This is a genomic window from Virgisporangium aliadipatigenens, assembly GCF_016863615.1.
Lineage (GTDB): Bacteria > Actinomycetota > Actinomycetes > Mycobacteriales > Micromonosporaceae > Virgisporangium > Virgisporangium aliadipatigenens.
The window spans coordinates 132,571-145,516 of sequence record NZ_BOPF01000010.1 but is presented as its reverse complement, the minus strand read 5'-3'; the positions used below and the strand labels follow the sequence as shown (position 1 = coordinate 145,516).

Below are 12,946 nucleotides of genomic sequence, written 5' to 3'. Positions count from 1 at the left end.
ATCCGTGCCCAGCGTGCCACACGCTGCCGAGGAGTGCGCGATCTCGACGCCGAGGCGACTCTATTAGTTGGTTCGCGGCAGCGGACTACGCTCGCCGGCGATGGAGCCGACGCCGATGCCGCTGCGCGAACGCAAGAAGACCGCCACCCGGATGGCGTTGCACGAGGCGGCGCTCCGCCTGGCCGTCGAGCACGGCCTGGAGCGGATCACCGTCGAGGCGATCGCCGACGCCGCGAGCGTCTCCCGGCGCACGTTCTCCAACTACTTCGCCGGTAAGGAGGAGGCGCTCCTCTACGGCGACCACGCGCGGATGCGCACGTTCCTCGCGCACGTGCGGGACCGGCCGGCGGGCGAGCCGCCGTGGGAGGCGCTGACCCGTGCGGCCGAACGCCTCTACCTGGACCTGGGCGAACGCGACCCGCGCTGGGTGGCCCAGTCGCGGCTGCTGCGCGGGCACCCGTCGCTGCTGGAACGCCAGGCCGCCACGTACGCCGCCCTGGAACGCGACCTCGCCACGGCGGTGGCGGCCCGCCTGCCGGCCGGCGGTTCGCCGCTGCGCGCCCGGGTGACGGCGGCGGCGTTTCTGAGCGCGTGGCGCGCGGCGGTGCAGGTCTGGCTCGACCAGCCACCCGGCACCTCCCTCGCCGAACTGGCCCGGGACGCGCTGGGGATCGCCGCCGACCGGTTCGAGTAGCCGCGCTACAGGGCCTCGTACAGGTCCTTCGCCTCCTTGAGGCCGAGGCCGGTGACCTGCCGGATCAGTTTGATCGCCGGGATCGCCTGGCCGCGCGCCTTCAGCGCCATGATCTCCGCGCGGGCGTCCCCGATGCTCGCCGCGCGCTGCCGCTTGATGTCGGGCATCCGGCCGCCGGCCGCGATCGCCTCGACGGCGTCCAGGGCCTCCTTCAGGCCGAGCCCCGTGCGCTCACGCACCAGCTTGACCGCCTCGATCTTGCGGCCGGCGCGGACCAGCTCCATGACCTCGTACTCCATGGCGCCCGAGGATAGAAGGCCGGGGCACCCGGAGGAACACGATCAGACCTCGGCGACGGTGCGCGGGATCTCGTCGAGCAGTTCGCGGGCGAGGAAACCGACCCTCCCGTACCGGGGCACCAGGCGCTGGCCGCTGACGGCGTGCACCCAGGTGCCCCAGCAGGCGGCCTGGGCGGCGCCGGCGCCGCGCGCGAGGAAGCCGGCGACGATCCCCGAACGCACGTCCCCGCTGCCCGAGGTGCCGAGCCCGGCGGCGCCGCTCTCCTCCCGCCAGAGCCGGCCGTCCGGGTCGGCGATGTGGCCGTACAGGGTGACGACGGCCGAGTAGCGCCCGGCGATCTCCACGGCCGTCGCGCCGATGTCGTCGCCCGGTTCCGCGCCGAGAAGAAAGCGTGCCTCGGTCAGGTTGGGCGTCAGGACCACCGGCTGCGTGCGGTGGCGCAGCAGGTCCGGGCTCCGGCTCAGGGCGCCGAGCGCGTAGGCGTCCAGCACCAGCGACGTCTCGGGTCCGGCGGCGCCGAGCAGGCGCTCAAGGAGTTCCCCCGCCAACCGGACGTCGTCGAGGCCGGGACCGATCGCGATCACCCGGGCCTCGGCGGCCAGGTCGGTGAGGCGGTCCGGCGGGTCGCCCGCGACCGAACCCTCGGCGGTCTCCGGCAGCCCGATCACCAGCGCCTCCGGCACGCTGATGGACAGCGCGGTGGCCGAGGACTCGGCGACGGCGAGCTGCAGCACCCCGGCGCCCGCCCGCAGCGCCGCGATGCCGGCCAGCATCACCGCACCCGGCGTGTGCCGCGAACCGCCCACCACCAGCACGGTCCCCCGGGACTCCTTGCCGCCGCCGGGCATCGGCAGCGCCCACTCGCGCAGCAGCCGCGGCGTGACCACCAGGGGCTCAGACCGGCTCACTGTGCACGCCCGCCTCCGTCGTCTCGCGCCGCAGATGGTCGGTGTCGCAGAACCGGTCGACCGTCAGCAGGCCCTCGTCGTCGCGGCGCCACGTGGTGATCGAACAGTTGGCCACCAGGCCCGGCTTCACGAGCTTCATCATGTCCTGCTCGGTGAGGTGTTCGAGCAGGTAGCGCAGCAGGTAGACGCTCACCTCGTGGGCCACGACCAGGACCCGCTGATCGGCGTAGTCGCGGCGCAGGTCGCCGAGCGCGCCGCGCAGCCGCAGCGTGACGTCCGCCCAGGACTCCCCGCCCGGCGGCCGGTAGTAGAACGGCCCCAGCCGCTTGCGGCGTTCGGCCTCCTCGGGGTGGCGCACCCGCACGCCCTTGTAGGTGAGCAGGTCGAGGATGCCGAGTTCGCGGTCGCGCAGCCGTTCGTCGCGGATGATGCGCACACCCGTGTCGCCGACGGCGTGCTCGGCGGTCTGCACGGTGCGCAGGTAGGGCGAGCAGACCACCAGGTCCGGCGGGTCGGCCGCCAGCCAGCGCCCGACCGCCGTCGCCTGTTCCCGCCCGGTGTCCGACAGCGGCACGTCGGCGTCCCGTTCCGGGATGTCGATCACTTCCAGTCCGTCGGCCTCGGCGCGTGCCGCCGCCAGGTTTCCGGTGCTCTCGCCGTGCCGTACATATCCCAACCAGCGCAACTCGGCCATGACGCGCACCGTACCCACTGCGGGGGCGGATGATTCGACGGAACGCACACGTGGAACAACACCCATAGGGTTACGACGACACCGAAGACACCGAAAGGGTGGACACCATGGGACGCAGCAAAGCCGCCAAGGCCCAGCAGGTCGCCGAGGACGCGTGGGACACGCTCGTGTCCGGCTGGGAGACGGCACGCGATCGCACGGGTGACTTCAGCAGCCACACGCAGGACAGGGTCGGCACCGTGACCGACGAGGCCCTGCGCCGGGCAACCGCCGCGTACGAGGCGCTCGCCGGCCGCCGCAACAAGCTGCCGTGGGGCCTGCTGATCGCCGGCGTGGCGGTCGGCGCCGTGGCCGGGTTCGTCGCGGCGACCGTGGTCAACCGGGTGCCGGACTTCCCCGCCCTGGGCGAGGAGGACATCACCGACACGGACATCACCCGCACCGCGTAGACACGATCTTTCCTCTCGTACCTTGGCCGCCCGGCGGTCCGGATGCCATGCTGCTCCGGTCGCCGGGGCGGGCGAGGAGCATCGAGGGGAAGGGATGGCCGGAAAAAGGCGATCCAACGCGGACATAGCGAGCGGCGCGTTACCCGCGATCGTCGTCGTGCTCGCGGCGGCGGCGTTCGGGTTGGTTGTCGCGCTCGTCTCCGGGCTCGGTGCCTCCCCCGCGGGTTGGCAGCTCGGGCTCGCGCTTGTCGTGGCCGTCGGGCTCGGGTTCGCGGCGACACCCGCCGTTCGTGACGCGTACGCGGAGTTCGTCGGGGCCCGGGGGTCGTCGGCGCGCGGGTGGCCGGGGCCGGTGCGGATCGCCGTCGTGGCGCTGGCGGTGGTCGTTCTCGCGCTGATCTGTTGGGTGCATTGGGGGGAACCGGGCCGCGTGCTCTTCTCCCTCGCGCGCGCACTCGTCGGGTTGTTCGCGTACGCGCTGCCGGTGCTGCCGCTGTTCGCTCTTCTTCCGACGGCTGCCACGAGCCGGGTGCCCGTGCCGTGGGGTGTGCTGCGGCGCAGGGACCGCGCCGAGTACCTGCGCCTGGCGCGGGTCGCCGCCGGGGCGGCCACCGTCGCCGTGCTCGGTCGCTGGGTGGGCGTCGCCCTGGTCACCACCGGGCTGTTCCACCTGCTGCGCGGCGCCCCCGGAACGGCGTTCGGCGCGCACCGGCTCGCCGGTGGGCTGATCGGCATGGCCGTCGCCGGCCCGCTCGCGGCGCTGCTGTCGAACGCGGCGGCGCTGGCCCTCCTGTTCGCGGTGCTGGTCTGCGCCGCGCTCGTGATCACCGGCCACCTGTACCGGCACCTGACGCGCTGGCCGTCCGTCGCGGCGCTCGCGCTCCTCATCGTGGTGCCGCTCGTGAGCACCGGCGTGTCGCACCACGTCGGCTACGACCACTACCTGGGTGTGCGCGACGACCGCGTGGTCGTGATCGCCGGCCTCTCCCCGATCCACCGCCAGGAGGTCGAGGACGCGGGGGTGGCGCTGGTGGACGTTCCGGCGGCGATGCGTGACGTGCTCCGGGGCGGGCTGCGGGTCAAGGACCCCGCCGACGGCCGGAACATCGCCAAGGGGCTGGCCGACCCGGCACAGGCGGCGGCCGAGTCGCTGCAGGACGGCGGCCTCAAGCTGAAGGCCGGCGAGTGCTTCACCTTCGTCGGCGGCTCGTCGGGCTTCCGCTACACCGCGCCGTGCAACGGCGAACACACCGGCGAGGTGTTCTACGTGGGGCGGCTGCCGTTCCGCGACAACCCGGGCACGCAGGTGCGCGACGCGGCCGCCCGCGGGATCTGCGAGAAGTCCTACGGCGGGTATCTCGGGGTGCCGTTCGGCTCGTCGTACCTGCCGATGGAGGCGCCGGTGGTGCAGGGCGGCGGCTGGCAGCCGAAGCCGCTGGTGGCGTGCGTGTTCGGGACGGTCGGGCCGTGGTCGCTGAAGGGCACGCGCACCATCGCCGCGCTGGCGCAGCCCGGCGACTGGAGCCCGGGCGAGGGCTGCAAGGCGACGCCGGAGTCCGGCCTGAAGGTGGCCGCCGAGGCGCCGAACGCCCGCTGCGTCGCCCCGGGCAAGGCCGCCCGGCTGGACAATCCGGGGCCGGCGGTGATCGACGCGGAGTTCGCGCCGCTCGGCAGGGCCGCGGGCAACGGGCGGGTCGGGCTGGCCTGCCTCGACGCCGACGCCACGACGGGCTACTACGCGACGGTCGGCGGCGACGGCATCCTAGAACTGGTCAAGCAGACCGGCGCCGAGCGGGTGAAGGTGCAGTCCGCCGGCAAGGCGCGCGCCTCCTCGTCGCCGAGCCCGCAGACGGCGATCACCCCCGTGCAGCTCAGCTGCAAGCCGGTCGAGGGCGGCACGCAGGTCGACGCCAGCGCCGGCAACGGCCGGAAGATCGCGTTCACCGACCAGACGGCGCCGGTGACGCGCTACGCGCCGCGGCTGGTGGTCGAGGCGGCCGAGGCTCCGGTGACCGCCACGGTCAGCCTCTTCGCCGCGGTCCTGCCGGGCGCCTAGCGGGTGTCGGCGTGGATCAGTGACTCGACCTTGTCCAGCAGCGTCCGCAGGACGATCGGCTTGGTCAGGTACATGTCGGCGCCGGCCATGTAGCCGAGCGTGGAGAACTCGGTCGAGTCGCGTGCGGTCAGCATGATCACGGGGATGTGCGCGGTGGCGGGGTCACCGCGCATCTCCTTGCAGACGTCGTAGCCGGTCATGCCGGGCATGGCCACGTCGAGCACGACCAGGTCGGGGTGCCACTCGCGGGCCCGGTCGAGGCCGTCCGGGCCGTTGCCGGCGACCGTCACCGTGTAGCCCGCCTGCACCAGCTTGAACTCCACGAGGGAGCGGATGTCGTCGTTGTCGTCCACGACGAGCACCCGCCCCGCTGACTGATCATGGCCCACCATTGCGAGGGTAACGCCGTATGGTAGCCACGAAGTCGCTATCCGCTATGTAGTGCGGGACCAGACCGTCACGTCGGTCGGAATCGTGTCGCCCTCGACGGGCTCGCTCGCCAGCACGATCCGGCGGCCGGCCGGAAGCTCGACCCGTTCGACCCCGAAATTGGTGACGACCAGGGTCTCCCCCACCTCGGCGGCCAGCACGCGCGGACCGAGGTCCAGGAAGCGCAGTTCCCCCGACCCCAACCCGAACTCCCGGCGCAGCCGCAACGCGGCCTTGAACAGCTCGAACGTCGACCCCTCGACCCCGCGCTGCCGGTCCGGGGCAAGCTGCGCCCAGATCGGCGGCTGCGGCAGCCACGACGCGCCCGTCGGCGAGAACCCGTACGCCGGCGCGTCCGCGCGCCACGGGATCGGCACCCGGCAGCCGTCCCGCCCCTTCGACGTGTGGCCGGAACGCTCCCACGTCGGGTCCTGCCGCAGCGTGTCCAGCAGCGTCGTGTGCTCGGGCAGCCCCAGCTCCTCCCCCTGGTACACGTACGCCGAACCGGGCAGCGCCAGCATCAGCAGCGCCGCCGCGCGGGCCCGCCGCAGGCCCAGCACCGGATCCGGCTGCGGGTCGTCGGCACCGATCCCGCCCAGCATCGGCGGTCCCGAGACGCCCAGCCGGGAGGCCGTCCGGACGACGTCGTGGTTGGAGAGCACCCACGTCGTGGGCGCCCCGACGGCGCCGTTGGCCGCGAGCGACTCGGTGATGATCCGCCGCAGTTCGTCGGGCTCCCAGGGGGCCAGCAGGTACTCGAAGTTGAACGCCTGGTGCATCTCGTCGCCGCGCACGTACCGGGCCAGCCGCGGCGGTGGCGCCACCCACGCCTCGGCCACCAGGATCTTGTCGCCCGGCGTGCCGTACGTGTCGAGCAGCGCCCGCCAGGAACGGTAGATGTCGTGCACCGCGTCCTGGTCCCACATCGGCGGGCCCTCGCCGCTCGGGTCGGCCTTGGCGATGCCCTCGCTCTGCCCCCTCCAGGTCGCGTCGTCGAGCCGCTTCACGAGCCCGTGCGCGACATCCACCCGGAACCCGTCGACCCCGCGGTCCAGCCAGAAGCGCAGCACGTCGAGGAACTCCTCGCGCACCTCGGGGTTGTCCCAGTTGAAGTCCGGCTGATGGGTGTCGAACAGATGCAGGTACCACTGGCCGTCCGGCACGCGGGTCCACGCCGGGCCGCCGAAGACGCTCGTCCAGTCGTTCGGCGGGGCGTCGCCGACGCCGTCGCGGAAGACGTAGCGCGCGCGTTCCGTGCTGCCGGGCGCTGCGGCCAGCGCCGCCTGGAACCACGCGTGCCGGTCCGAACTGTGGTTGGGCACGAGGTCGACGATGAGCTTCAGGCCGAGTTCCCTGGCCCGGGCGGCCAGCTTGTCGAAGTCGTCGAGCGTCCCGAAGAGCGGGTCGACGGCCCGGTAGTCGGCGACGTCGTACCCCGCGTCCGCCTGCGGAGACGTGTAGAACGGCGACATCCACACCGCGTCGACGCCCAGCTCGACCAGATGATCGAGCCGGGCGGCGATGCCGGCGAGGTCGCCGTACCCGTCCCCGTCATGGTCGGCGAACGACCGTGGATAGACCTGATAGATGACCGCGTCTCGCCACCAGTGCATGAGCACCAGCTTTACCCCTTCACGCTGCCCGCAAGCAGACCGCGCACGAAATAGCGCTGAAGCGAGAGGAAGACGATCAACGGGATCACCATCGAGACGAACGCGCCCGAGGTGAGCCGTTGCCACTCGCCACCCTTCGTGCCGGCCAGTGACGCCAGGCGCACGGTCATCGGCGCCGTCTGGTCGGTGCCGCCGAACGTCAGCGCGACGAGCAGGTCGTTCCACACCCAGAGGAACTGGAAGATCGCGACCGAGGCGATGGCCGGGACGATCAGCGGCAGCACGATGTTCCGGAAGATCTTGGCGTGGCCCGCGCCGTCGACCTTCGCGGCCTCCATGAGGTCACCGGGCAGCTCCGACATGAAGTTGTGCAGCAGGAAGATCGCCAGTGGTAGCGCGAAGCACGTATGCGCGAACCACACCTGGACGAACTTCTCCGCTCCCTCCAACTGCCACGGGGGCATCAGCGTCAGGCCGCCGAGCTTGACCCCCCGGGAGAAGAACGACAGCAGCGGCACCAGCGCCATCTGCAGCGGCACCACCTGGAGGGCGAAGACGCCGATGTAGACCCAGTCCCGGCCGCGGAAGTTGAGCCACGCCAGCGCGTACGCCGCGAACGAGGCGATCGCCAGCGGGAACAGCACCGACGGCACGGTGATGACGATCGAGTTGACGAGGAAGCTCGCGAGCCGACCGTTGGCGGCGGACTGGCCGAAGAGCACGTCGTTGTAGTTCTTCATGGTGATCTCGGGGTCGGTGAAGAAGTTCCACCAGCCCGTCGTCTTGATCTCGTTCTCCGGCCGGAACGAGGACACCAGCAGACCGAACGTGGGAGTGGTCCACAGAATGGCGATGATGATCGAGGCGATCGTGGCGCCGCGGCTGACCAGCTTCTTGCGGGTCTTTCCGGCCAGCGTGTCGGCGACGGGGGTGGGCACCGCCGCAACGGGCGGGGTGGAGGTGGTGGCTGCCATCGCGTCCTCCGGGATCAGCGGGTCGCGCGCTGCTGGCGCAGCGCCCGGATCTGGTAGACCACGATAGGAACCACCAGGACGAACAGGAAGACCGCGAGCGCGGAGCCGCGGCCGGCCTCGCCGTAACGGAAGGCGTTGTTGTACATCTCGTTCGCGATGACGCTCGTGTCGAAGTTGCCGTTGGTGCCGGTCCGCACGATGTCGAAGACCTTCAGCGAGGCGATCGAGATGGTCACCAGGACCACGGTCAGCGCGGCGCGGATGCTCGGCATCGTCACCCGCCAGAACATCTGCCAGGCGTTGACCCCGTCGATCCGGGCCGCCTCGACGATCTCCCCCGGGATGGCCTTGATCGCCGCCGAGAGCACCACCATCGCGAACCCGGCCTGGATCCAGACCATGATGACGATGAGGAACAGGTTGTTCAACGGCTTGTTGACCAGCCACTGCTGCGGCTCGCCGCCCATCGCGGCCCAGATGTAGTTGAGCAGGCCGATCTGCTCCTGCCCGGGCGGCCGGTCCGCGTAGACGAACTTCCACACGATCGAGGCGCCCACGAACGACACCGCCATCGGCATGAAGACCAGCGACTTGGCGACCCGCTCGAACTTGGCCTTGTCGATCAGGACCGCGTAGACCAGGCCGATCCCGGTGGAGAGCAGCGGCACCAGCACCACCCAGATGAGGGTGTTGCGCAGCACGATGCGGGTGCCCGGGTCGTTGAACATCCACTTGTAGTTCTCGAGGCCGACCCACTCGGTGCTGCCGCCGTTCTTGAACGACAGGATCGTGGTGCGGATCGCCGGCACGACCAGCCCGATCAGGAGCAGGACGACGGCCGGGAACAGGAAGATGACGGCCGGCAGCCGTTCGGGGCGGTTGCGGAACCGCTCGACGATCGCGCCGGCGAAGCCCTTGCGCTTACGGGTGCCCGTGCTGATCCGGTCGGAGAGTGCGACCAGGGCCAGGAGTGCGGCGACGAAGACGACGAACGCGACGATCCCGATCAGCAGCTGAACGAACTTGGGCGACTCCCTCGCGAAATCCATGCGTTCTCCCAAGGGGTGGGATGGGGTGGCCGCGACGCCTCGGGGTGGGGAGGCGCCGCGGCCGGGGTGGAACCTGCCTCTTCGCAGGCAGGGTGCTACTTCGGCCAGCTGGCCTCGATGGCAGCCAGGGTGGCCGCGCTGTCCTTACCGTTGACCCACTCGATCATCTGCTTCCAGAACGTGCCGGCACCGACCGAGCCCGGCATGAGGTCCGAACCGTCGAACCGCAGCACGCTCTTCGGGTCCTGCAGGATCTGCACCGACAGCTTGTCGATCGGGCTCTCGAAGGTCTCGACCGGGACGTTCTTGTTGGCGCTGACCCACGAGCCGAGCTTGGCCCGCGAGAGGGCCCACTCCGAGCTGGCGAGGTACGCCTGCACGGCCTGCACCTCGGGCCGGTCCGCGAACGCGGCGACGAACTCACCGGCGGCGAGCACCGGCTTACCCTTGGCCGGGTCGACGGCCGGGAAGTAGAAGGCGTACACGTCGCCGTCCTGCGCGACCTTGGTGCCGTCCGGCCACTGGTTGGCGTAGAAGGACGCCTGGCGGTGCATGGCGCACTTCTTGTCCTTGACCGGCAGGCCACCCTCCTGGAACGAGGTGGTGACCTCGCGCTTCGGGTCGCCGACGTACTTGTTGTTCTTGATGATGCTGCCGACCTTGTCGAGCGAGCTCACGATCCGCGGGTCGTTGAACGGGATCTTGTGCTGCACCCACTGGTCGTAGACGTCCGGACCGTGGTCGCGCAGGATCACGTCCTCGAGCCAGTCGGTGGCCGGCCAGCCGGTCGCGTCCTGTGACTCGAGACCGACGCACCACGGGCTGATCCCGCCGCCGCCGGAGGCGACCTTGTCACTGAGTTGGATCATCTCGTCGAACGTCTGCGGAACCGCCCAGCTCTTCTCCTTGAAGAGGCCCGGCGAGTACCAGACGAACGACTTGACGTTGGAGCCGAGCGGAGCCGCGTAGAACTTGCCGGCGACCGTGCCGTAGTTGAGCCAGTCGGTCGAGAAGTTCTTCTGCGCGGTTTCCTTGGTCTTGGCCGAGGCTTCCTTCAGTTTGCCCGCCGTGGCGAACCGCTGCAGCAGGCCGGGCTGAGGGAAGAACGCCAGGTCGGGGGCGTTACCGCCGTCCGAGCGCACCTGGACCTGCGCCTCGAAGGCACCGTCCCCCTCGTGCTGGATGTCGATGCCGGTGCAGTCCTCGAACAGCTTCCACGACTGGTCCAGCTTGTCCGACTCGACGTCCCGGATCGACGAGTAGGCCGTCACCTCGGTCCCACTGTGGCCCTGGTAGTCCTTGAACGGCTGGCACTCCGCGGAATCCGGATCCTTGGCGGTGCCACCGTCGTCGCTGCTGCAGGCCACGGCACCGGTCAACGCCAGGCCCATGACACCGGCGACGGCGAGCACTCGGCGGCCGCGCCTCAAGAGGTCGGTCACGTGGTCCCCCTCACGTCTCAACTGGTTGCGTAGCGCTTGATTTCACCCAGGTTGCCTGCGTGAAGATTTTGTTTCGTGCTAAGCCTCTGTATGTAAGCGCTTGCAAAGCACGGCTGTCCAGCGATCAACCCCCCACCACCGCATAACGATTCGGAGTCGGGCGGTAACCTGCGCGTCGTGGCACGCCAGGTAGAGCCGGTCAGCATGGAGGACGTCGCGCGCCGGGCGGGCGTCTCCACCGCGACAGTCTCCCGCACCCTGCGTGGCCTGCCGAACGTTTCAGCGGACACCCGCGGACGGGTTCTGGCCGCGGCCGCCGAACTCTCGTACGTCGTCTCCCCCATCGCCTCACGGCTGGCCTCCCGGCGCACGCACACCGTGGGAGTGGTCGTTCCGCACGCGGCCCGGTGGTACTTCAGCAAGGTGGTCGCCGGCGCCGAGGAGGTCCTCCGAGAGGCCGGTCTGGATCTGCTGCTGTACAGCCTCGGGGACCTCTCCGCGCGCACCCGCTTCTTCGACCAACTGCCGCTGCGGCGCCGGGTCGACGCCGTGCTCACCGTCGCCATGCCGCTCACCGAGCCGGAGTACGAGGCGGTGCACACGCTGGGCGTTCCGGTGGTGGCGACGGGGCTGCGCGCCACCGGGACGCACTGCGTGCGCATCGACGACACGGGCGTCATGCTCACCGCCGTCGAGCACCTCGCCGGCCTGGGACACCGGCGGATCGGCATGATCTCGACCTACGCCGACCAGAGCATGTGGCTGCCCGTCGCCCACGAACGACGCGCCGGCTACCTCGCCGGGCTGGCCGTCACGGGACTGCCGGTCGAGCCGGACCTGGTGGTGTCGGTGCCGTTCGGGGTGTCGGGCGGGGAGCGGGCGATGCGCCGGCTGATGGAACGGCCCGACCCGCCGTCGGCCGTCGTCGCCGAGTCGGACGAACTGGCGTTCGGGGCGGTGGCGGCGGCGCGCCGGATGGGGCTGGCCGTCCCGGGGGACGTCTCCGTGGTGGGCATCGACGATCACGATCTGAGCGACGTGATGGACCTGACGACGGTTCGGCAGGAGGTGGTCGAACAGGGCGTGCAGGCCGGACGCATGATCGTGCGGGCGGTGCAGCATCCCGGCGAGGAGCCGCGGGAGCTGGTCCTGCCCACGTCGCTGGTGGTGCGCGGGTCGACGGCTCCGGTGGCAGGATCTTCCCCATGAAGCTCGCCACCGCAGACCGGGTCGACCGCGACGCCCTCCTCGACTTCGTGCGCACCCGGCACCACGTCGTGCTGATCACCCACCGTTCGCACGGGGGACTCCAGGTCTCTCCGGTGACCGCCGGGGTGGACACCGAGGGCCGGATCGTGATCTCGACCTATCCGCAGCGCGCCAAGATCCGCAACCTGCGGCGCGACCCGAAGGTGACCGTCTGCGTCCTGTCCGACGAGTTCAACGGCGCGTATGTGCAGGTCGACGGCACGGCGGAGGTTCTGGACCTGCCGGAGGCGCTCGAACCGCTGGTCGAGTACTTCCGGGTGATCTCCGGCGAACACCCGGACTGGGACGAGTACCGCGCCGCGATGGTGAAGCAGGGCAAGTCCCTGATCCGCATCACCATCGACGCCTGGGGCCCCATCGCCACCGGCGGCTTCCCCCCGGAACTGGCCGAGTAGCCGCCGGTCAGACCATGACCGCGTAGATGATCAAATTGTCGGCGTAGTGGCCGGTGCCGTCGTCGAAGTCGCCGCCGCAGGTGACCAGGCGCAGCTCCGGCACCGGCGTCGGCCCGTACACCTTGTTGGTCGGGAACGCCGTCTTCGCGAACGACTCCGTGGCCGTGATCTGGAACGACAGCGTCTTCGGCCCGCGCACCACCTCGATGGTGTCGCCGGGCTTGAGGTCGCGCAGCCGGAAGAAGACCGCCGGCCCCTCGCGGGTGTCGACGTGGCCCGCGATGACGGCCGGCCCGAGATCCCCGGGCGCGGCGCCCTTCGCGAACCAGCCGGCGCGGTGGAAGTCGGTCGGCGGGGTCAGCGTGCCGCCCGCGCCGACGTCGATCTGCTCCAGCTCCGCGTCGACGCCGATCGCGCCGATGCGCACCCGCTCCGGGGCGGGCAGGTCCTGCGCGGTCGCGGCCGGCGAGACGACGGTCGCCGTGAGCGGTCCCGCCGTGGACGGCGGCGCGGACGAGGGCGCGGCCGCGGGAGGCGACGACGCCGGGTCCTTCCTGAGCGCCCACGCCGTCCCGGCCAGGCCCACGACGAGCAGGACCACCACCGCGATGATCAACCGGCGCAACCGGCCGCCGCGGTGGCGGACCACCCGTCCCTTGTCCCGTTCGGCCACG

Annotated in this window: 14 protein-coding genes; 5 read left to right on the top strand and 9 right to left on the bottom strand. The window is 71.0% G+C overall.

The genetic code is table 11. The features are described 5' to 3' along the window. Window positions 1-100 precede the first annotated feature (100 nt). Window positions 101-694: a TetR/AcrR family transcriptional regulator gene (locus tag Val02_RS16475; RefSeq protein WP_239153012.1), complete on the top strand. Its 594-nt coding sequence runs from the start codon at window positions 101-103 to the stop codon at window positions 692-694. Window positions 695-699: 5 nt separating this feature from the next. Here the strand turns inward: Val02_RS16475 and Val02_RS47380 are convergent, their stop codons facing one another. Genes Val02_RS47380 through Val02_RS16460 form a run of 3 tightly spaced genes read right to left on the bottom strand, consistent with a single transcriptional unit; the run spans window position 700 to window position 2,596 of the window. Beyond that, a complete protein-coding gene (locus Val02_RS47380; RefSeq protein WP_239153010.1) occupies window positions 700-993 on the bottom strand; it encodes a ribosomal protein L7/L12 in 294 nt (97 codons plus the stop codon). A 42-nt stretch (window positions 994-1,035) separates the two neighbouring features. Then, window positions 1,036-1,902: an NAD(P)H-hydrate dehydratase gene (locus Val02_RS16465; protein WP_239153008.1), complete on the bottom strand. Its 867-nt coding sequence runs from the start codon at window positions 1,900-1,902 to the stop codon at window positions 1,036-1,038. Next, window positions 1,889-2,596 (bottom strand): histidine phosphatase family protein, encoded by a 708-nt coding sequence (locus tag Val02_RS16460; protein WP_203899948.1) that lies wholly within the window; start codon window positions 2,594-2,596, stop codon window positions 1,889-1,891. The genes Val02_RS16465 and Val02_RS16460 overlap by 14 nt, the downstream gene beginning before the upstream one ends. A 107-nt stretch (window positions 2,597-2,703) precedes the next feature. On the opposite strand from Val02_RS16460, the gene Val02_RS16455 reads away from it, so the two are divergent. Next, window positions 2,704-3,045, top strand: a complete 342-nt coding sequence (locus Val02_RS16455) for a hypothetical protein (protein ID WP_203899947.1) — start codon at window positions 2,704-2,706, stop codon at window positions 3,043-3,045. A 94-nt stretch (window positions 3,046-3,139) separates the two neighbouring features. Further along, the gene (locus Val02_RS16450) at window positions 3,140-5,101 is read left to right on the top strand and encodes a hypothetical protein (protein WP_203899946.1); all 1,962 of its coding nucleotides are present in this window, start codon (window positions 3,140-3,142) and stop codon (window positions 5,099-5,101) included. Here the strand turns inward: Val02_RS16450 and Val02_RS16445 are convergent. The 5 genes from Val02_RS16445 to Val02_RS16425 all read right to left on the bottom strand — a co-directional run bounded on the left by Val02_RS16445 (window position 5,098) and on the right by Val02_RS16425 (window position 10,557). After that, the gene (locus Val02_RS16445; RefSeq protein WP_239153006.1) at window positions 5,098-5,490 is read right to left on the bottom strand and encodes a response regulator transcription factor; all 393 of its coding nucleotides are present in this window, start codon (window positions 5,488-5,490) and stop codon (window positions 5,098-5,100) included. The genes Val02_RS16450 and Val02_RS16445 overlap by 4 nt on opposite strands. A 45-nt stretch (window positions 5,491-5,535) precedes the next feature. Beyond that, window positions 5,536-7,143, bottom strand: coding sequence for a glycoside hydrolase family 13 protein (locus Val02_RS16440; RefSeq protein WP_203899944.1), 1,608 nt, complete (start codon window positions 7,141-7,143; stop codon window positions 5,536-5,538). Window positions 7,144-7,154: 11 nt separating this feature from the next. Further along, entirely contained in the window at window positions 7,155-8,117 is a 963-nt protein-coding gene (locus tag Val02_RS16435; protein WP_203899943.1) for a carbohydrate ABC transporter permease, read from the bottom strand. A 14-nt stretch (window positions 8,118-8,131) separates the two neighbouring features. Continuing rightward, window positions 8,132-9,166 (bottom strand): carbohydrate ABC transporter permease, encoded by a 1,035-nt coding sequence (locus Val02_RS16430; protein WP_203899942.1) that lies wholly within the window; start codon window positions 9,164-9,166, stop codon window positions 8,132-8,134. A 95-nt stretch (window positions 9,167-9,261) separates the two neighbouring features. Beyond that, on the bottom strand, window positions 9,262-10,557 hold the full coding sequence (locus Val02_RS16425; RefSeq protein ID WP_203900085.1) for an ABC transporter substrate-binding protein: 1,296 nt from the start codon (window positions 10,555-10,557) through the stop codon (window positions 9,262-9,264). Window positions 10,558-10,785: 228 nt separating this feature from the next. Here Val02_RS16425 and Val02_RS16420 point away from each other — a divergent pair, with 228 nt between their 5' ends. Continuing rightward, a complete protein-coding gene (locus Val02_RS16420; RefSeq protein ID WP_239153004.1) occupies window positions 10,786-11,817 on the top strand; it encodes a LacI family DNA-binding transcriptional regulator in 1,032 nt (343 codons plus the stop codon). Continuing rightward, the gene (locus Val02_RS16415; protein ID WP_203899941.1) at window positions 11,814-12,272 is read left to right on the top strand and encodes a PPOX class F420-dependent oxidoreductase; all 459 of its coding nucleotides are present in this window, start codon (window positions 11,814-11,816) and stop codon (window positions 12,270-12,272) included. The genes Val02_RS16420 and Val02_RS16415 overlap by 4 nt, the downstream gene beginning before the upstream one ends. 7 nt (window positions 12,273-12,279) lie before the next feature. On the opposite strand, the gene Val02_RS16410 is transcribed toward Val02_RS16415, so the two are convergent. Then, complete coding sequence (locus Val02_RS16410; protein WP_203899940.1) at window positions 12,280-12,945, bottom strand: class F sortase; 666 nt, start codon at window positions 12,943-12,945, stop codon at window positions 12,280-12,282. Window position 12,946: the final 1 nt, after the last annotated feature.

Excerpts from the sequence above, each read along its gene's own strand:
- Val02_RS16475 (WP_239153012.1), top strand. The coding sequence starts at position 101 with ATGGAGCCGACGCCGATGCCGCTGCGCGAACGCAAGAAGACCGCCACC.
- Val02_RS47380 (WP_239153010.1), bottom strand. The coding sequence starts at position 993 with ATGGAGTACGAGGTCATGGAGCTGGTCCGCGCCGGCCGCAAGATCGAG.
- Val02_RS16460 (WP_203899948.1), bottom strand. The coding sequence starts at position 2,596 with ATGGCCGAGTTGCGCTGGTTGGGATATGTACGGCACGGCGAGAGCACC.
- Val02_RS16455 (WP_203899947.1), top strand. The coding sequence starts at position 2,704 with ATGGGACGCAGCAAAGCCGCCAAGGCCCAGCAGGTCGCCGAGGACGCG.
- Val02_RS16450 (WP_203899946.1), top strand. The coding sequence starts at position 3,140 with ATGGCCGGAAAAAGGCGATCCAACGCGGACATAGCGAGCGGCGCGTTA.
- Val02_RS16440 (WP_203899944.1), bottom strand. The coding sequence starts at position 7,143 with ATGCACTGGTGGCGAGACGCGGTCATCTATCAGGTCTATCCACGGTCG.
- Val02_RS16435 (WP_203899943.1), bottom strand. The coding sequence starts at position 8,117 with ATGGCAGCCACCACCTCCACCCCGCCCGTTGCGGCGGTGCCCACCCCC.
- Val02_RS16430 (WP_203899942.1), bottom strand. The coding sequence starts at position 9,166 with ATGGATTTCGCGAGGGAGTCGCCCAAGTTCGTTCAGCTGCTGATCGGG.
- Val02_RS16425 (WP_203900085.1), bottom strand. The coding sequence starts at position 10,557 with ATGGGCCTGGCGTTGACCGGTGCCGTGGCCTGCAGCAGCGACGACGGT.
- Val02_RS16415 (WP_203899941.1), top strand. The coding sequence starts at position 11,814 with ATGAAGCTCGCCACCGCAGACCGGGTCGACCGCGACGCCCTCCTCGAC.